The sequence below is a fragment of the Rhodoferax lacus genome (genome assembly GCF_003415675.1).
Classification (GTDB): domain Bacteria; phylum Pseudomonadota; class Gammaproteobacteria; order Burkholderiales; family Burkholderiaceae_C; genus Allorhodoferax; species Allorhodoferax lacus.
Genome location: NZ_QFZK01000002.1, coordinates 190,596 through 210,932, shown reverse-complemented (window position 1 = coordinate 210,932; position 20,337 = coordinate 190,596). Strand labels below are relative to the sequence as shown.

Annotated in this window: 13 protein-coding genes; 3 read left to right on the top strand and 10 right to left on the bottom strand. The window is 50.9% G+C overall.

Annotated features, from left to right (window positions below; genetic code table 11):
* Nucleotides 1-4,296, bottom strand: a complete 4,296-nt coding sequence (locus tag DIC66_RS04580) for an amino acid adenylation domain-containing protein (RefSeq protein WP_117174539.1) — start codon at nucleotides 4,294-4,296, stop codon at nucleotides 1-3.
* 482 nt (nucleotides 4,297-4,778) lie between these two features.
* Between DIC66_RS04580 and DIC66_RS04575 the strand changes: the two genes are divergently transcribed.
* Entirely contained in the window at nucleotides 4,779-7,805 is a 3,027-nt protein-coding gene (locus tag DIC66_RS04575; RefSeq protein ID WP_147321236.1) for a G8 domain-containing protein, read from the top strand.
* A gap of 560 nt (nucleotides 7,806-8,365) precedes the next feature.
* Nucleotides 8,366-9,361 carry a hypothetical protein gene (locus DIC66_RS22850; RefSeq protein ID WP_147321235.1) on the top strand — a complete coding sequence of 332 codons (996 nt, stop codon included), beginning with the start codon at nucleotides 8,366-8,368 and terminating at the stop codon, nucleotides 9,359-9,361.
* A 131-nt stretch (nucleotides 9,362-9,492) separates the two neighbouring features.
* On the opposite strand, the gene DIC66_RS23720 is transcribed toward DIC66_RS22850, so the two are convergent.
* The gene (locus DIC66_RS23720) at nucleotides 9,493-10,434 is read right to left on the bottom strand and encodes an acyltransferase family protein (RefSeq protein ID WP_117174534.1); all 942 of its coding nucleotides are present in this window, start codon (nucleotides 10,432-10,434) and stop codon (nucleotides 9,493-9,495) included.
* A 56-nt stretch (nucleotides 10,435-10,490) separates the two neighbouring features.
* Between DIC66_RS23720 and DIC66_RS04565 the strand changes: the two genes are divergently transcribed.
* Nucleotides 10,491-11,792 carry a glycosyltransferase family 4 protein gene (locus tag DIC66_RS04565; protein ID WP_147321233.1) on the top strand — a complete coding sequence of 434 codons (1,302 nt, stop codon included), beginning with the start codon at nucleotides 10,491-10,493 and terminating at the stop codon, nucleotides 11,790-11,792.
* Here the strand turns inward: DIC66_RS04565 and DIC66_RS04560 are convergent, their stop codons facing one another.
* The 8 genes from DIC66_RS04560 to DIC66_RS04525 are packed head-to-tail and all read right to left on the bottom strand — an operon-like array spanning nucleotide 11,793 to nucleotide 20,330.
* Nucleotides 11,793-12,908: an acyltransferase family protein gene (locus DIC66_RS04560; protein ID WP_117174530.1), complete on the bottom strand. Its 1,116-nt coding sequence runs from the start codon at nucleotides 12,906-12,908 to the stop codon at nucleotides 11,793-11,795.
* Between the two features lie 4 nt (nucleotides 12,909-12,912).
* Nucleotides 12,913-13,956 (bottom strand): glycosyltransferase, encoded by a 1,044-nt coding sequence (locus tag DIC66_RS04555; protein WP_117174528.1) that lies wholly within the window; start codon nucleotides 13,954-13,956, stop codon nucleotides 12,913-12,915.
* Nucleotides 13,957-13,971: 15 nt separating this feature from the next.
* Entirely contained in the window at nucleotides 13,972-14,940 is a 969-nt protein-coding gene (locus DIC66_RS04550) for a hypothetical protein (RefSeq protein ID WP_117174526.1), read from the bottom strand.
* A gap of 55 nt (nucleotides 14,941-14,995) precedes the next feature.
* Nucleotides 14,996-15,502 carry a serine O-acetyltransferase gene (locus tag DIC66_RS04545; protein ID WP_117174524.1) on the bottom strand — a complete coding sequence of 169 codons (507 nt, stop codon included), beginning with the start codon at nucleotides 15,500-15,502 and terminating at the stop codon, nucleotides 14,996-14,998.
* A complete protein-coding gene (locus DIC66_RS04540; protein ID WP_199534662.1) occupies nucleotides 15,499-16,785 on the bottom strand; it encodes a glycosyltransferase family 4 protein in 1,287 nt (428 codons plus the stop codon). Before DIC66_RS04540 ends, DIC66_RS04545 begins: the two co-directional genes overlap by 4 nt.
* 12 nt (nucleotides 16,786-16,797) lie before the next feature.
* On the bottom strand, nucleotides 16,798-17,889 hold the full coding sequence (locus DIC66_RS04535; protein ID WP_117174522.1) for a WecB/TagA/CpsF family glycosyltransferase: 1,092 nt from the start codon (nucleotides 17,887-17,889) through the stop codon (nucleotides 16,798-16,800).
* The gene (locus tag DIC66_RS04530; protein ID WP_117174520.1) at nucleotides 17,886-19,106 is read right to left on the bottom strand and encodes a glycosyltransferase family 2 protein; all 1,221 of its coding nucleotides are present in this window, start codon (nucleotides 19,104-19,106) and stop codon (nucleotides 17,886-17,888) included. Before DIC66_RS04530 ends, DIC66_RS04535 begins: the two co-directional genes overlap by 4 nt.
* Nucleotides 19,107-19,109: 3 nt before the next feature.
* Nucleotides 19,110-20,330, bottom strand: a complete 1,221-nt coding sequence (locus DIC66_RS04525; protein ID WP_117174518.1) for a glycosyltransferase — start codon at nucleotides 20,328-20,330, stop codon at nucleotides 19,110-19,112.
* Nucleotides 20,331-20,337 lie beyond the last annotated feature (7 nt).

Sequence of the window (20,337 nt, the reverse complement as noted above, 5' to 3'; positions counted from 1 at the left end):
TTATTTGGGCAGCACGTCTGCAAACTGGCGCGCCAGGGCTTCCACATGCGGCATCTGCAACATGCTGGAGTGCCCGCCCTTCACGTCCATCACTTCCAGTTCGCCCTTGGACACACGGCCCCAGCCCAACATCGGGTCTTCTATCTGGTAGATCAGCGGCTCATCGGCATCGGCACCTTCCGATGCCTTCATCACCACCACCGAAGCTTTTATCTGCGCGCCCGGCACATATTTGCCAATGGCGCCCACATATATTTCACGCGGTGTGAGGGACGGCAAAAAGCTGGGCCACATCCAGCCGCGCGCCAACACCAGGTCCAGCAAACGCAGCCGGAAGCTGGTAAAGGCTCTTTTTATTCGCAGCGTGGTTTCATACAACACCACGTTCAGCACCTTGCGCACCGCCGTACCAAAGGCAGCCAGCAGCGGGAAGGTGCGGGATGTCATTTCCTTGCCCTGCATTGCATCGGCAAACACACTGGCAAACCGCTGCCAGCGGCGCTTGGAGGTAAAGAATGCGCGTGGCTTGGTCAGCGGCTCCACCGCATCCATGATGGTGACCACACCCACCTGCTGGCCCGCGCGCTCCAGTTGCACGGCCATCTCGAAGGCAATCACACCGCCTGCACACAGGCCACCCAGGTAATACGGCCCCACAGGCTGGCGGGTACGGATTTCGGCCACATACGAAGAAGCCATCTGCTCCAGCGTGCGGTCCGCCATGGGTATGCGCGGCAGGCTTCTGGGCGGCACACCATACACATTGAACTGCTCGGGCAGATGCTGCGCCAGCGTGCGGTACAGCAGCACTTCGCCGTCGCCATCGTGCACCAGGAAGAAGTTGTGGCAGCCCCCCTTGCGCAGTTCCATCAGGCCATGCGTGGGGGTAGTCATGGCGCCCTGGTTCGCAGTGTCCAGGTAGTGCGCCAGTTGCTCGATGGTTGGGTGCTCTATCAGTTTGGACAGGGGTGCCGTCAGCTGCAACTGGTTGCGCAGCCGGGTCATTAAGGTCACCGCCAGCAGCGAATGGCCGCCAATATCAAAGAAGTTGTCGCCCACGCCAATCTGTGGCCGCTTCAGCACGTCCTGCCAAATGCCCACCAGGGCTTTTTCCATTTGGGTGCCGGGCGCGCGGTAGGTTTGCGTGCTGGCTGCCTCCGAGGGCGATGGCAAGGCCTTGCGGTCCAGCTTGCCATTGGCCGACAACGGAAAGGCCCGCATCGCAATCACATACGAAGGCACCATATAGTCCGGCAGCTTGCCTGCCAGGCTTTGTTTGATGCCGGCCGGGTCCAGCAAAGCGCCATCGGCCGACAGCAGGTAGGCCACCAATGACTTCTGGTCTGCCCCATCCACCCAGGTGGTGCAGATGGCATCGCGCACACCGGGCAAGGCACGCAGGGCAGACTCCACCTCGCCTATCTCTACCCGGTAGCCACGGATCTTCACCTGAAAGTCAGACCGCCCCAAAAACTCCATGGTGCCGTCAGACCAGAAGCGTGCCAGGTCACCCGTCTTGTACATGCGCTGCCCGGCATGAAACGGGTCTGCAACAAAGCGCTCTTGCGTCAGCTCTTCACGGTTCAGGTAGCCCTGTGCCAGACAGTCACCGGCAATATACAAATCACCCGGAATGGACACCGGCACCGGGCGCAGATGGGTGTCCAAAATGTAGTAGCGCGCATTCTGTATCGGGTAACCATAGGGGATGCTGGTCCAGGCCGGGTCTACCTTGTCCACCGGATAGTAGTTGGACCAGATGGCCGCCTCGGTGGCACCCCCAAGACTCTTTACCTTCACGCCCGGAAACACTGCCATCAGCTTGTCTGGCAGCCACACCGGTATCCAGTCTCCTGACAGCATCACCAGCCGCAGGCTGGCACCCGCAAACACGTCGGGGAAGAAGCTGGCCAAACGTGCCAACGCGGGCGGTGCAGAGTCCCAGATGGTGATGCCAGCGCGGGCCACATACTGGGTCAGGTCTGCCGGCTCGCGCAGCAGCGCAGCGGTGGCAATGTCTACCGATGCACCGGCACCCAGGGCACCAAAGATGTCATACACCGACAAGTCAAAACTGGGCGAAGTCACAAACAGCAGGCGGTCCGCCGGGCCCACGCCAAAGCTGCGGTTCACCCAGTCCAGGGTGTTCACCACCGCGCGGTGCGTCAGTACCACGCCCTTGGGGTTGCCCGTGCTGCCGGAGGTGTAAATGGTGTAGCAAACGTCCGTGGGCAGCGCACTGCAAACCGGCCGCGTGGCTGCCGCACTGCGAAACACATCACTGCCCGCAATCAGCAGCCGCTCTTCAGGCAGGTTGCAGCGGCCCGCAAACTCTGGCGACACAATGGCCGCCACGCAGTTGGCATCCCCCAGCACAAACTGCACGCGCTCTGTGGGGTAGGTCGGGTCAATGGGCAAATAGGCCGCACCCGACTTGGCCACGCCAATCAGGCTGGCTATCAGGGTAAAGCCCCGCTCTACCAACACAGCCACATACTGGCCCGGGCCAATGCCACGGCCCTGCAACACGTTGGCCACCTGGTTGGCCTGGCGCTCCAGCTCGGCAAAGCTCAGGGTCTGGCCTTGGCACACCAGGGCAGTGGCCTCCGGGCGCAGCGCCACCTGGGTTTCAAACAGTTCGTGGATGCGCAGCTGCTCCGGAAACGCCCGCTGCGTTGCGTTCCAGGCCACTACCTGGCGCGTGCGCGTTGCGTCATCCAGCACGTCCACCGTAGCCAGCGCCAGGGCAGGCTGCTGCACCACCTTGTTGGCCACCACAGACAGGCACTGTGCAATATCAATCACCAAGCTGGCAGCAACGCCATCGGCACTGCGCAGCCAGTAGCGCACAGTGGGTGCCACCTGCACCACCAGGGCCAGGTGCACACCTGCGGGCAGGGCTTCGTCTGCGGGTGCGTCTGCAGACTGCAGCAACACCGCTATCTCGGACACACTGCCCGCACGCAAATCGGCCTGGCCACGCAGCACCGGGTGCCGCGCCACCACATCCGCCAACACGGCAGCACCCTTTAGCAGGGCCATGCGCTCGCTCAGGCTTTGTACCAAGGCCTCAAAACCACGCGCTGCGTCTATCTCCACGGCCAGCGGCATTACTGGCAGCAACAAGGCGCTGGCAGCCGCATGGGCTTCATCGGCCAAACCGTTGGTGGCGGCAAACGCCAGGTCAAAGCGGTCCTGCTGCATCAGGCATGACAGGGTAAAGGCAAACACCGCTGCCGCCGTTTCAGGCGTGTGGCTCCATTCCATGGCCAGGCGCAGACCCTGGGTGTGTGCACTCTTGTCGCCTGTTATCAGCGGCAGGCTGGGCGCCACCCGCTGCGTCAAGGCCCTGAGCCAATGCCCCTCGGTCTTTGCCAGATCCATGGACAAGGAAGACAACAGGTCCGCACTTGCCACAGGCAAGCCATCCATCACCTCGCCCACCTTCAGGCCCAGCAAGGTCAGGGCTTGGCGGGCGGTCAGCACTTCACCAAACAGTGTGGAAAGCCGCTTCAAACGCAGCTCGCCCTGGCCGCAGGCAACCGTGATGGATTCGTCATCCACCTCGGTGATCTGGCCGGGCTCCAGCGTGGTAAACGTGCTCAGCACCGTGTCAATCGGCTCGGTTGCCTGCACGATGATGGCGCAACCCTTGTGCAACAGCTTGGTCGCAGCAAACGGGTTGGGGTATTGGCCAAAGTCACAAGCGCACACCAGCGCGTCTATGCCCACCGCACTGTCAGCCCAATCAATCACACACAAAGCGGCTGGCCGTTCATCACGCAAGACCATATTTGCCTGTGGCTCAGCGTCAAGCAGCATGGGCTGCAGGTCCCCCTGCTCCAGGCGCGCCAGCAGCACCTGAAAGCTCTCCAGGGCCATGGCCGAATTGCGCATGTTCAGCGACACCGAAGTCTCTCTGGGCGCCACATCCAGCGTGCGCCGCTCCAGCACAGCGCCCTGCCCTGCATCACCGGTCAAAAACTGCCAAATAATTTCGTGTTGGCGTGCACCCTGCGCCAAAGACCAGGCCGTGGAATGCATGTCCGCCCGCCGCGGATAGTGCCCATCGTGGTAGCAAACAGAGGCCAGGCGCGCAAGGGCTGCCTCGTCTTTGGAAACAAACCCGGAATAGGCAATGGACAGCACCAGGTCCACCGCCTGTTGCTGCAGCAACGCGGGGTAGTCTTCGGCAGTAAGGAGGGGGATGTTTTGCTCTGTGGCCCAGCGCCGCACCACTTCAGCCTGGGTAACTAGACCCAGCACCTTGTGGCCACGGTCCAGCAGGTCTTGCACACAATGAATGGCTAACGGCTCGTCACCCAGGACCAGACAGGTTAAGGAACTATGCCGCATGCGATTATTTACCCAGCCTTTTATTGTGAATGTGCACAACGACTCCCTAGTCGCATGTTTTCTTTGAATCACTTTACCATGCCCGCACACACATCCATAAGGCAGGGTGTGCGTAATTCTCAGTGTTGCAATGTTATTTGTGTTGTGCCGCGCCCGCCAAACCGTCATAGCCAAACAGGCCCACTATTTGCACACACTGATTAACACAAGTTACCCTTCTGGTGCATGCCAAGGCGATGCTCACACAAGAGGTGCATGAAGGCCCGCAATAGTTCTGCCTGGCCGAATGCTGGGCAGTCACAATAGAGTGTAAAAATTAGTTGTTTCCAAATGAATCAGTTCGGGTAAAGCGGCTTCATTTGCGGTCAAATGGACAAACATAAAGTACGACGTTGGTATCAGGGTGTGTCAAGGGAAATAACATGAACATTACGCGCAAGAACTTTCTAAGGCTGACCTCGGCTGCAACCATGACGGCCGCCATACAAGCAGCCGTCACAGCATGCGGTGGCGGTGGCGGCGGAAGCAGCTCCAGTTCCAGTGCCAACGCGAGCACCAGCGCAGGGTCAGGCTCAGGCGGTGGCACTGGCACCGTGTCCAACCCCAGCTCTGGCACAGGCGACGGCAGCGTCATTACCCCACCCACCACACCACCGGCATCGCCCTCCAAGAGCGGCTATTGGTCCAACCCGCTGACATGGGCGGCAGCTGGAGTACCCTCGGGATTTGTTCCCACTGCATCGGACAACATCTACATCAGCTCGGCCCAGACGGTCTTCTTGGATGGGGACTGTGTCTGTGGCACTTTGACGATATTTGGCACCTTGAGGTCCTTGGACCCCACATCCCCCGACAGCAAAAGCATCAGCCTGACGACCGGCAACATCAACATCATGGGCTCCGGGGCCCTACAGATTGGAACAGAGGCCGCGCCTTTTCCGGCCAACCTGACCGCCACAATTACGCTGAATGGCTCAGAAGCGAGCCGAGTCAGGCGCACCGTGCTGGGAACAAGCATGGGCTTTACGAACAGCGGGGAAGGAAGATCTATTCGGGTGGAATCTGGTGGCAGACTGTCCCTGGTTGGAGTTGCCCCAGCAACCAAGCGCACCAAACTTGCTGCACACGCGGCCGCAGGAGCATCCAGCTTTACGGTTATTGACAATACGGGCTGGAGGGCTAATGACGAGATTGTTATCGGGACCACTGACTTTTACGGCGTGTCGGTTCCTGAAAAACTCGTACTTGCTAGCGTTAACACCGGACTCAACAGCATAACCACCAGAACGGCTATTGCAAGCAAACGGTGGGGCGTTATCCAGTATGTAACGGACCAGCCCTCTTCGGTAACTGGCGAATCGGTCACAGGCATTACTACAAACAAGGCTTGGGAAACTACAAGTGGCCCCTTGGGGACTCCCACTGCCTTGGATGAGCGTGCATTCGTCATTAACTTGACCAGAAATATTATTGTTCAGGGTGCGAATGATACGGCCTGGACATCCGCTAAATTTGGTGCTCATTGCATGTTTATGGGCAATGCCACCTCCATAAAACTGGACGGAGTTCAATTCCGCAGAGTAGGGCAAGCGGGCGCACTCGGCCGTTACCCGATCCATTGGCACATGATGAGTTATGTCATGTCCAGTGGCATGGATGCCGTGTCCAGTGGTGCATTCATTGCTCCGGTGGTCGGCAATTATGCAAAGAACTGCTCGTTTTCCGAATCCAGCCAACGCATGATAACCATTCATGGTACTCATGGCGTAATACTGGACTCAAATGTTGGTTTTGACATAACAGGACACGCAATTTTCCTCGAAGATGGATCAGAACAGGACAACGTTATTACAAACAATGTAGTAATGAAAATTCGTGCACCAACTCTTTCAAATCGTTTACAGAACCATGATCAGGCCTGCTCTCCACAGCCGCTTGGAGTTAACACAACCAATGGTTCCGCAGGAATATGGAATACAAATCCACGAAATACATTTCAGAGCAACTGGATCAATGACAGTGAAGGCTCCGGCATGTGGAACTCATTCGCCACAAAGTGCTTTGGTTTGAGTACAAAGGTTTCTATTGCGCCCATCAATACTCCAATTACTTTATTGGATGATAACTGGGCAATTGGCAACAAAGGTGCCGGAGTTTTGACGAACGATATAGTTGAAGATGATCTGGGCAATACGACTCAATCCAGATATATGGCTAGTTTTTTCTCTAACCCTGTTACAAGAGTTAACACATTCAAAAACTCCGCGGGCGGTTATAGCAATCGAATAGACGAAGGTCAATACCAAAAATTTGTATGTGCTGATAATGCAGGAATGGACGTATTTGGCCAAGCCACGATAGAGACATCCGTTATGCGTAACTCTCTAGTGGTAGCTGAATCAATGAATAACTCTACATCAAAAAGAGTTTCTAGTTATCGTGCAGCATTTGCAACCTACCATGAACTGCTCAATTTCAAAGATATTATTGCTGTTGGCTACAAACGCATAGCAGGAGCACAAGACTATGGAACAAGTACGTATACTGGCGGCGGATTGTTTAGATTATGGGACTTGTACATACAAGGTATATTTTCCTTTAGCGAAAACACAAATTTAAAGCAAATAGACTGTGACGCTCCATTTAGAACGCTACCATCATTTAAGGATGGCGCTACCATGTTCAATCGCAATTGGGCTATTGCCGGTGCAATATATGACAAGAATGGAGTGTTTGGAGTTCAAGGAAAGTATTGGGTTTATGACGATCCCTTTTTTACATATAGTGCAACCGCTCCAGTCGATATAACGCCAGGTGTGCCATCTAACGGCAAGGTCACAACGGATCAGTATTTTGGGATTAGCTACTTAAAAAATGCGACTGATAGAAATCTTTACAGCTTTCAAGGCGCAATCGGCGTTAGTCGTCAAGACTCAAACGGTGCTGAGGTTGGAAACTGGAATATACCCGATGGCAATACTTCAGTAATGCTTGGGAACATGAGGCACTTTGCTGCCCATCAAGGCGGTCGATACAAACTAACCTTTCCAGGCATTCCTCTAGGAAATTACTGTGAATTTGAAATTAACCTACAGAAAAACATATCGGATATTTTTCTTATTGGGGTACCTTTTGACTCTTCTCTGAATCCTGTTGTTTACCAACAAGGGGGAAATGGTACTAGTATTGCCCGAGATGGTACTGGTCGCGCAATTTGCTCCCAAGCTTCAACAGCTACTGCAGTTGGCGCCGGACGCGGTCGTTTTCTGACGTCAACCGGAAGTTTAGCCAATGTCATAGCCGATACAACTGGTTTAATTTATTTCAAAGACACATCACAAAATACAATATGGCTCAAAATAAAAGTTTACCCAATAATCTCAAATACCACATACACTGGAATTATCAACACCGAATATAAGCCAGCGTTAGTGATTATTACCATATAAATAAAAAGCAACACAAAAAAGAAAATTAATGATACTTTCATGAATTCACTAACACGAGCATTATTTTATTTTCTAATTTTAAGTAGTGCATCGGTATACGCATCGACTCCTGAAGAAATTGAGAGAGAATGCATACGCCAAATGCAACTAGGCATCTGTTTTGCACGAGTAAATACTGGCAACGCCGCACAAAATGGAAGCATAATTTTATCTGGAGCGGGAAGAGTTAAGTATTCAGCGTACAGTGACTACATGAAAAATTACAACATAAAAAATCCATCAGACAATAGTATGTGTACGCTCGCACTTCAGTACATGAAGAATTCACCTGGTAGCGATCACGATAAAATAGCACGAGCAATGTGGTCTCCGCAAAAATAGAATATGCATGGTCAATATTTGGGCATCAGTACGATATTCGACAGTCTAAAATCCTTCACAATTTGGTGATATGAGCAGAGTAAGCTAACAATTAGCAAAAAGGAATCTATAATTCTAAATGAATATATATTTTGACGGCAACCTGGTAGATAAATTAATCCGAATTATCGAAAACAGCAATGAATCCATTAATTTGCCTCTATGAAGACAGAGAGACGCATGTAGTCGCGGTAAAGCTCCTCATAATCTCCATTAGGAAATTTCATCCAGAACTAACAATTCGTTTACATTTTCCGTCACCGAACATATCATTTAAAACATGGATTGAAAATATCCCGAATATTGAATTGATAACCAAAGCACTTGAAGGAACAGGTAGCTACAACATCAAACCACATGTATTGATCGACGGATTACGGACGGGTGCAAAGACATGTCTATGGTTGGATACCGATATCATCCTCGACAGTAGAATTACTTGGCTTGCAGACTTACCTGAACAGACTTTGGTTTCAACACTGGATCCACATAGTTACCCAAATGGTTCGAATTTTAGAGCGGAGGCCTTCGACCTAGAGCCTCAGAAAAATGCCATTGATGGAGCAATCAACTCAGCATTGGTGCTAGTCGATGAAGTGCACAAAGATTTTCTTGAAGACTGGGCTAAATTACTTAAGCTGCCTCAATATCAAGATTCTCAGAAAAAGCCTGTATCACTTAGGAACACCCTTATGCTGGGTGATCAGGATGCACTCAGTGCGTTGGTTGCATCTAAAAAGTATGCTTCACTCAAAGTTCTATTATTAAAACACCCTAATGACATACTTCATCATCAAGGCATTTCTGCCCTAACTTTCAGGCAGCGTCTTATATTGAAAAATAGTGATCGCCATCCATCAATAATTCATGCAATGGCAAGTACGAAACCTTGGCTCATGAAAAACAATGTAAGTCCATTTTTGAATATTAGAGATTACTATACTCGAATTTTTCTTGAATTATCTCCCTACGTATGCACGGCACGTCAATATGAGAAACTTCTAACTGAAGATAAGTCTTGGCTTAGAGTCCAAACAGTATACTCAAAATTCATGCTTTTTATATTTAGAAATGATCCATTTGCCGCTGGAGCACTACAAGCACTTGTGCAGCAAATTTTGAAGAAGTTGGTTTAATTCATATTATATATTTCTAAAATAAATGCACGCACCTCATGATTTTTTTCAACATGAATGGTATTTATACGAACATTTTTTAAAATAGGAAACCAATGCAAAAGATCAGCCAAAAGTTACACCAAAGTACCCTAAAGTATAAATCGCACTCTTTTGTTTATTTCTATAATAAAGTAAGACAAGACTCCGGATATAAGAAATACTAAGATCGTGATTAGTGTTTCACCTAACGATTTGTATTGGTCTAAAAATTGAAGGACCAATATGTGGATGAAATATATTCCACTGGAATAATTTGACAACTGCTTGCTATTGCTTGATATTTGCAACTTAAGGAATAGAATAAAAATTGCCGGACAGACAATTATTAATGAAGCTAAATTATCCACTCCCAAATCCATAGGCAATTTAAAACTATTGAAATATGACTCACCGATTAGTGCCATACACCCCAGAAGACTTAGTCTAACCGCGGCTCTCATAGACACCAATTCGACTATTTTATATTTATTCAGTATAAATCCAATGGCAAAAAATGGAAAAGATACAAAAAGGAAGTTCTTGTGAACGGCATTCATATTTAATATTTTATCTATATAATTATTATTGATTAAATGGAAAGCTCCAAAATATTGAATACAGACACCCGAAAGAAAACAGATTAAGATAACTGCTTTCAAATTTCTAATGTCTATATTTTGAAGTACTATTAATGTAGACGCCGCTCCTACCATGCCTACAACATACCATAAATGATAATATCCTTTTACTATTTCCAGTAGTGTTGAACTCACATTTTGTACTGATCCAAAAAATGGAAATCTAATCCAAAACGGAGAGTATAGTATCATCCATAGTATGTACAACACAAGTACCTTTCTAATCCACATTCGCTGTCGACCACTTACAATTGTCGGATAAAAGAAATAACCATTGATCAGAAAGAAAATGGGTACAGCAATACGAAAAATTCCATTTACAGTCAAATACTCGGCGAGTGGACTTACGTCAGATAAAAATCTGGCGTGTAATCCAACCACCATAAACGCCAAGCCAATCTTTAACGTGTCCAATGCAACATTTCTTTTCAAAGTAATTTACCTCAATACTATCTTAATAGGTACACGATGTGTTTTTTTGGAAATTTTATTCCTTCCAATCATTTTACTTTACTCTTATAAATTTAAGCTTATTTAAATTACATATTGACGATTTAATCTGTTTTTTTACCGGATCACCTATTCCAATGAACCCAAGCCGTAACCACATCGTTTTTGTTCAATATGGCGACTACCGCGAGGCTTTTCAACGCTTTGCAGCGGGCGGGCCTGAGAATTATGCCGCTCAGCGCTACTCCATCGAGTTCGTTGGTGGTCTTGCCAGGTCTATGGATGTAACAGTAATAGCTTTACCGTCAAAATCTCATGATGATTTGCTCCCAAACGGCGTTCGATCAATTGGGACGGGGTGGACTAACAATCGGAAATTATGGGCTCTATTTAAGACCCTAGAGGACCTCAAACCATCGCATCTCATAGTGAGTACACCACTGATGCCTGTACTTATGTGGGGATTATTTCGATGTAAAAGAGTTCTTCCCAACTTTGCAGACAGTTTCTCCAGTACATCAATACGTGGCCGTTTTTTTGAAGGCTTACTTGCAAGAATTCTAAATTTAAAGAAATTTGAATTCATAACAAATCACAATTTCCCGGCCTCCCGCAACTTGGTGAAGATCGGCGTTCATTCAAATAAGATTTTGCCTTGGGATTGGCCAGCACATGCTACGCCAGAGATGAATATGCCAAAGTCTGCTCCGGACCCATCGAAAGAATTTACACTTTTTTATGTCGGTTCAGTACTTGAGTCGAAAGGTGTCGGCGATTTGATTGAGGCCGCAGCCATACTACGTAGCAGAAGGGTAGATGTACGAGTAACAATCGCAGGCACCGGCGCAATTGATGAAATGAGATTAAGAGCCGCTCGATGGGGTATTTCTGAGTACGTAGACTTTAAAGGTCGCGTCTCCAATTCTGATGTGCTTCAATATATGCGCAATCATGATGCGGTTGTAGTTCCAAGTCGTCATACATACCCAGAAGGTTTGCCAATGGCCATCTATGAGGGTCTGTGTTCTCGCACACCTCTCCTAGTATCGAGTCACCCCATGTTCGTACCGGTTTTGGGTAATCAAGATGGTGTTCTAATGTTTGAAGAGGGTAATGCTAGTTCACTTGCCGATGCGATTGAAACTCTAATACGCAATCCGACAAAATATCTTGAAGTATCGAAATCTTCGGCCGAAGCTTGGTCTGCAATTCAGGTACCTTTAAAAACAGGTGAACTGATAACGCGCTGGATCTCAGGTTCGCCTGATGATTTATTAGCACTTCAAGCATTTTCTCTAGATCAATTCGACCGCAAGGCATAATTACCCGCCGTTTATGGGTCTATACAAATTAGATTTAACTTTGTAAGGAAAATAAATTTTTAATTGATTTACAAATTTTTCAAGAAAATGCCAACTTAGCGCTGATAACGCTACTGTTGTCAGGCCGTATAGAATGAAGTTTAGCCATGGCATATCTGATATTGTTAAGTTTAATCTTGGAAGAATTTTTTCTCGCATCAGTCCAGGGACATTAAAATGAATAACATACATTCCATAGCTTATGCGACCAAGATAGACAGTGACTGGGAAATTTAATAATGTCATCGAATATCTTCCGCGGCGGCCACCTACGTGCCAAAGAATAGATGTGAAAAACAAGCCAGCGCCTAGTGGTCCCAAAAGAAGTTCGTACGCAGCATATTCATGCATCCTATGAAGTGTCAGATATACAATCATTAGCGGTGTACCTATAACCAGACATATATGGCCCATAGTTCTGTTATAGGTTGGCTTTAATAAGTTAACCGCAGCCAACATGCCGCCTATACCAAATGTATCAAAATGGGCTGGCATCATCATATTTACTTGAAATTCTGTAAATCCGAAATTCAAGCCAAGAATCCTGAATATGGGGCCAATTAAAATCACTATCAAAATAGATTTAAGTATTTTAGATAATGGTGTGAACAGAAGTAAAAATGGCCAAATTAAATAGAATTGCTCTTCTACAGCCAACGTCCAGAAGTGAGCTAACATCTTACTAAAGATAGCTGGATTATCTGCAAACAGAAAGTTTTGGATATATAGAAAGAACGCCCATATATGCTCGCGTGCAGCTGCCAAACTCACCAGCACCGCTGTCAAATATAAATAATATACAGGAAAAAGCCTCAGCACACGGCGAATGTAAAAATTTCTGAGCAGTGCCCCGATGTCATCTCCAGATTCCATTTGCAACCTTGCAGAAAGTAGAATTCCAGTTATTAGGTAACCACTAAGTGCGAAAAAAAACTGGACACCCAATTCACCCCATGGAAGAGCGTCCTTTATTGGATCGCCACTTGGTATGAAATGAGTTATAAATACTGATAGAACTGCATAAAATCGCAAACTATCAAGTTGCGGCACATATTCCGACGTAAATTTGTTGCTCATTATATTAATAATGAGCAACAAAGGCTCGACTATTATATTCAACTATCTCGATATCTCTAAGGAGATGCTGATTGAACGAGAGTTGAAAACTATTTCCCAAATCATTCAATCGAAACCTCCAATCATGCTTCGTCATGACATGGTAAGTGTTACTCATACGCTGTAAAGCATAGAGTTCTTCATTTTCAAGTATATTGTCCAACTCCTCAATTGCTTCATTTGCATTATCAGATAGCTCAATCGTTGAATTCTCCCAAGACAGCATGTCATCTGCCATACGCGACACTGGGCGCTTACCCGCAACAATGCAACCTGACAACATTGATTCAAGCCAACGACTTGTAACCATCATAGATATCGGACGATCGCCAGTTGCACCTACATGGAGATTAAATGCTAAAGATATTTTAGACCTCTGCAGTAGTTTAAAAAGCATTCCTCTTTCCAAACCCACTGTTGGTCCTCTTACATTTCCCAAAGGGGAATGCAGATATAAATAGGGATTAGATGGTTGGTGATAAGCTTGAATTAATTTTTCTTGATATGCGGTTGGCATACGACCAAAACCTACTATATCAACACTGCGAATAGATGATGCAAGTGGGCCCCAACGCAAGGTATCAATACCTTGGTACATCTGGTGCACATTTATTTTATACTTATTTTTTACATAATCCATATCACCATGTGCTGTAACAAAGACTGCATCAAATTCTGAAGTTACGTCAACATAGCCTTCTTCATGATATGAATCGGTGATAATTCCATAAATCTTTGCAAATTTCTTTCTGTATCCTGAAATAGATTTCGCCATATTGAGATCATTAGGAGACCGGGCAACAACTACCAATACATCGCCTCCTGGTGATTCTATTGGCTCAAACCTGCTTCTACCCATTACAAAATTTGCAAAGCGACCTTGATCAATGGGTTTTGGTGACACTAGCGTCGCATCAAGATAATATGCAAGTAGTTCAGCAAATTCATCAACCGCGAGCCAACCAACAAACGGGTTAGCTTGTCCAGCATACATAATAGTAGCATTCATATTCCGACGATTATCCTACTTTTTCATAATGGCATAATAACCAAGTTTGCGTGCCAAATTCTTTATCCTTTGGTCGTGCTCATATATCGCCAATGGCATATCTATAAAAGAGCGTATAGACAAAGCATTGGATACTTCCTTTGGTGCTGGAAAAAGGTTCCTCTCACATGCACTTTTCACCCACCATTTGGCAATCCCACTTGCATGAAAACATTTAACACTCTTGATATTCTCCATGGCAAGCATTCGCGTCCCAGATACGCCCAGCTTTAGCAAGAGTCTCTTCCATTGCCGATACTGCCAGCAATACCAATGGCTTGGATCGTAATAGCCGCCACCGACTTTCATTGCCAACGCAGCCCATACAATGGCCTCAACGTGCATAACTCTGGGTATATCTGCCCCACCCAATGTTTTTATCAACTGGTCGAGCCATGCCATGTCGAGGTTATTGCGCAATTGTGCTACACCGATATCAACATGGTGTGCCAATGGAATGCCGCTGTTGTAGGCCCGCATTACCGTCTCATGTGGCAGCAAGCAACTAGGTGGCTGCCACATCAGGTAAATCCCGGTTACAGGTGTTGGCTCAAATTTGAAGAAATTGGGGAAGTAAAGGTCTGGGTCCAGAACGATGATTTCTGACCCGGCTTCGGCAAACAAAAGGGGGTCGGTAATCTTGCGCCAGCATGGGTGCCCCATACGAAACCTGCTCAAGTTCGGATAGGGTTTGAACTGCGTTTCAGCCCGGAGATCGGCATCTGCCTGGCTGTAGACCTGCCATGTGTGCCGTGTGTCCAGACTCAGCTTGGTCAGTGCATCAATTATTTTGACTTTATCGCTTTCATCGTCTGTCAGCAACGTCAGGGAAATGGGCTCCATGACATGTTTTGTCAAGCTCTCTATTCCTTTCTCTGCATAAGGAAGCGCACTTGCACTGAGCACGATGAACACTTGACGCGGCTTTGTGTCATTGGTTTTCATTGTTGCACCTTGATTTTCATATGTGTATTGTTAATTTACTGATCTGACCAAATGGTTAATGGTCTCTAAACATCAACTTGGCGGGCACACCTACGGCGGTGCAGTTTTCCGGTACATCCATGATTACAACAGCGTTCGCACCAATTTTTGCATGACTACCCAGCTTGATACCGCCCAGCACTTTGGCGCCGGCGCCAATATCCACATGCCCCCCTACCGTGGGTACGCCACTGTTACCTCCACCTATGGTTACCTGTTGAAATATCAGGCAATTGGGCCCAATGACAGCATCAGGATGTATCACGATTCCATTGGGATGTGGAATCAACAAGCCACCGCCTATTTTGCAGGCAATGGGAATATCCGCCCCGGTTATGGCGGCCCAAAATATGTGGCGGAATTTCGCGTAGTGCTTGCACACCAAGGCAAACACTCCAGGCCTACTTGCTGCGCGCTGGTAGTCGCGTATGCAGGTCAGTAACGACTTTGCTGGATGCCAGGCCCAAAAAGGCTTTGCTTCGCGAGACCAATCTGGTTCGGTGGCCGAGACTTCCGTGGTCATGCTGCTTGTACCTCTCGCGTGTAGATCTGCACCATCTGATCTACCTTGATTTCCCAGTCAAACTCTTTCTCTATGCGGGAGCGCCCCGCCCGTCCCATGGTCTTTCTGAGTTCCGCATTGCTCGCCAACTGAACCAAAGCATCGGCAACGTCGCGGGTGAAGGCCTCGCGGCCGGTTGGCTGAACCAATACACCACAACGCGCATCTATGTAATCCGCTGGTCCGCCCCAGTTGGTCGCAACAACAGGCAAGCCCATTGCCATTGCCTCGAGCACCACGGCACCACCGCACTCCATCAGGCTTGTTAACACCAGGCCATCAGAGCTCTGCAGGTATTGCGCACACTCCGCCTGTGCCTTCCAGCCAACAAAGAAGATCTTTCCAGCTTCGGTTCCTTCAGCCCATACGCCCAGGCCTCTGGCTTGTTGCTCCAATGCGGCACGCTGGTCACCATCCCCAATAATCGAAAGCGCAATGTTGGCACTTTTGGAGGCAATGGCAAACGCGGTGATCAGTATGTCTACCGCCTTCCAGTCCACCAGCCTGCCCATGTAGACGAAGCGCACCACTTGGTCTGGCTTTGTTTCTGGCTTGACCGCGGCGTCTTTCCAGAGCGACAGATCGACACCGTTCTCTACCAGGATCTGTGTCTTTACATCCTTCAGGCAAGCAGGCAGAGCCAGTCTGGTCCGCTCATTGGCCACCAGCAGCACTGCAGCATTCTTCTTGCCGGGTAAGAATGTATTCAGCGTGCTGGAGAAGCTGCGCCCCAATGCCATTGCTGCTGTCTCAAACTTGTTCTGCAGCCGCCTGAAGGCTGGTGGATAGTCCATGCCTCCATTCATGGGGCCAATCACCACCGGCACCCCCAAGTTGAACAGCAACGATGGCTCCTTGGGGGACACGGGCATGGGCTGGTGCACCACGTTGATGCCCACCTCTTTGATCAGCTGCTTGATGAGGCGGCGCTGAATGATCTGGCTGGCCACCCGCATCAGAAAGCCAACCGTGAAGTTGGAGATGCGGTCTGGCAGCTTGGTGCCTACGTTCCACAAAAACCGGTGCAGCTTGGTGTCTGGCACAAACCGTATTCGGTCCTGGTCATTGGGGTACAGGGTCAGCAGTTCCTGCTTGGTGCGCTCGTGCACCACCAGCCATACCGGTATGTTGCGCTTGCGCAGCACACGGTAGTAATGCAGCGGCAACACGGCTTCGCCACCAAACTTGGCCGATGCATGCTCGGCAACTATCAGCACACGCAAGTCTTTTTGTGGATTGGTCACAGTGGGTTCCATCTACGCAGACTCAGAAACAACATCAAAAGAAAACTCGGCACTCTTGTGCCCTTCAATTTGCAGGCTCTTGCCCCGGTTCAATTGCTGTCCGCACACAAGGGTCAGCAGCCCCAAGTAAGCACTGTCAATGGCAAGCACGTTTTCCACATGCAGCCTGATGTTGAGCTGCTGATTGGCATACTGGCCCAGCAGCGCCTTGAGCGGCTTCAGGTTTTTGCTGACACAGGCACCAGACACGGTAATGTCCAGGGTGTCTTGATTGCAAACATGCCGCAGCTCCAGGGGCGCCAGGTCGCTCTTTGCGTCCCGCTTCAGCACCTGGCGAATATTCGCAACAGTGACCAAGCCCAGGCCAAACTTGAAGAGGCCCAGCACATCATTCAGGTAGCGCTTCCACAGGGTGGGCTCTTCCACAATGCGCCACACCCACTCCAGCCCGATGTTTTGCATCCAGCGCGGCGCACGGCGCACATTGCCGGCCACAAAGTTCAACACGGCGCCGAGGTGGCTCACCACGGGTACATCAAGGGCTGCCAGGTTGTGTTCAATCCAGGCCTGGCCTTTGACGGCCCCCAAAGACACCACCAAAAACTCTGCGCCGCTGGCGTTGATCTTTGCAATGGTGTCTGGCGTGCTCATCTCGGCAACACTGCCAAAGCCCGGGGTTTCAAAACCCACACACTGCAGGCCGCCGTCTTCGGCGTTCAGTATCTGCATGGCTTTCTCGGCAATGCCTGGTTGGCCACCGAAGAAGTAGACCTTGATCTTGCGGCCCCGGCCTTTGCGCAGGGCATCAAACACATCTGACCCGGCCACGCGCTCGGTAATGGGTATGCCCAGCAACCTGGACATCCACACAATGGGCATACCATCGGGCAGGCTCAGGTCGCTCTTGATCACCGACTCGCGGAACGGCTTGTTGCTTTGCGCAGCGATCAAAAAGTTGAGGTTGGGCGTAGAAAAAAAACACGGTGTGCGGTTGAAGGCCGCCTGGCGGATCTGCTCAGTAGCTTGTGCCAGCGTGATGGCGTCAAAGGGCAAGCCCATCAGGCAATGCACCTTGCGATCAAAATTGGCTTGCGTGCTCTTCATGTTTCACCATCGCGCTTGGAGCGCACCCACGAAGCCTGCCGCTTCACCAGAAAAAAGAAGTACAGCGGTATCTTGGTAACGATGTACAGCGGCACACCACACAGCTGCCTGAAGCTGATGGTGTCGCGGCCAAAGCGCAGCCAGGCCAGCACGATTGCAATGCCCACGATCACCAGGGCCACTGCGGCTAGCTGCATTGCCATCAGGCCTGCGCCCAAGGCCAACCAAAAGGTGCCGGTGGCGGCGCACACGGCCACCAAAAACAAAACCAGCAAGGCCAGAGGCGGCACGCACAAGTCCAGCGCCATGCCCAACAAACCCAGGTTCCGGCGCATGGCAGACTGTGCAAACAGCGCGGGCACCTGGCCCACAATCACGCCCAGGTGGCCGTGCTCCCAGCGGGTGCGCTGCGCCTGTATGCCTTCATGGGACGTGGGGAAATAGCTGGTAACCAAAGCCTGCGGGCAAAACAGCGGCGCTGCATTGTTGCGTGCCAGGTCCAGGCCCAGTTGCATGTCTTCCACGATGTGGCCTGTGGCCAGGCTGGCCCGGCTGATATGCGCCCAGGTGAATGCCATGCCGGTACCCATCAGCTGGCATGGCAGGCCCAAGCGATGAAAGCCCAAGGGCCGCACCAGGTTCTTGACCAGCCAGGCAAATTCGGCCAGACGGCTCTTGGTGGAAGCCCCTGGCAGGTTGCGCATCAGGTACAGCGCCTGCACCGGCCGCTGTTGCGCCACGCACTGTGCCACCAGGGTGCCTATCGCATTGCCGGTGACTTCGCAGTCGGCATCCAGTATCAGCACCACATCAGGCGGGTTGGCCTCCAGATGGCGCACACCAAAGTCCAAGGCATAGCCCTTGCCGCGCATCTCTGCATGCTGGCGCTCTACCACTTCAATCGGGTGCTGGCCTGCGGCAATGCTGCGCGCCAGGTCTGCCGTGTTGTCGCTGCAGTTGTCGGCCACCATCAGCAGGCGCGTGTGGGCGTTCAGGTGGGGCAGCAATGCGCGCAGTATTTTTTCCAGGCCCAAGGCTTCGTTGTGGGCCGGCATCAGGATGCAAACGCGGGTGGGTACCTTGGCTGTGTCGGCGTCAGGCACCGGATTGGTCTGGCGTGACACAAAGGCGACCAGCACCTGCACCAGCAGCACGGTGCAGGGCAGCAGCAGGGCCAGCGCCAGGGCGGTCAACAGGGTTTGTGCAAGGCTCAGCATGGCTCAGACAGCTTGGCGTATGGCTTGCTGAAACAGGGCGGCCAGCTTGGCTGCCTCGGTGTCCACCGAATGGCGCTGCAGCACCCGCTCGTAGGCGCGTGCGCCCATTGCGTGAAGCACTTCCACAGGCGTAGACAAGCACGCTGCAATGGCCTCGGCCAGTTCTTCCACCGAACCCGCAGCAAACAGCCAGCCGCTTTCACCATGGCGCACCAGCTCTGGCACGCCGGCAATGCTGGTGGTGAGCACCGGGCGCCGCAGGGCCATGGCCTCCATGATCACCACGGGCAGCCCTTCGGCAAAGCTGGGCAGCACCATGGCGCGCGCCGCCAGCAGTTCGTTGCGCACCTGGTCACTGCTGATCCAACCGGTAATGCGCACCTGCTGGCGCAGGCCGCTTCGGTCTATCAGCGCTTCAATTTCGGGGCGCATTTCGCCATCACCGGCCAGCACCAGATCAAACCGGATGCCGCGCTGTGCCAGCAAGGCCATGGCCTGCACCAGCAACAGCTGGCCTTTTTGCTCGCACAGGCGCCCCACGCACACCAGCCTGGGGATGTCGGGCGGCTGCGAAGGCGCCAGCGCATGGAAGGATTCTTCCAGGCCACAGTGCACCACATGCACCTTGGGCCACTGGGTGTAGTCAATCCAGCGGAACAGCTGGCTGCGGCCAAACGAGCTGATGGCCACCACAAAGGCCGAGCGCTTGATTTTTTCTGCCAGACCTATGAACTGGGGTTTGTCGAATTCTTCCGGGCCATGCACGGTAAAGCTGAAGCCCGGCCCGCCCAGGGCATGGGCCAGCATCACCACCTCAGTGGAGTTGGTGCCAAAGTGAGCGTGCACATGCTGGCTGCCAAAGCGGCGCAGATGGCCCAGCAGCAGGCAGGCCTCGGCCAGGTACACCAGGTGGTACACAAAGGGGCGCTCGGAACGGTGCGACATGCCAAAGGCCAGCTGCACGGCTTTGGCAAACAGCAGCGGCGCGGTGACGGCTGTGCGCACAAAGGCTGCCAGCAAAGGCAGCAGGCCGCCCTTGAGCAAATGGGTGGTGTTGCCCTGCTCTGCGATGTCGTCTTTGTCGGTGACCTTTTCATCCCAGCCACGCAGGGCCACGCGCTGCACGCTGAAGCCCAGGCGTTCCAGGGCCATGATTTCACGGCGGATAAAGCTGTGGCTTACTTTGGGGTACTGGTTGACGAAATAGGTGATGCGTAAATTCATCGAGCAA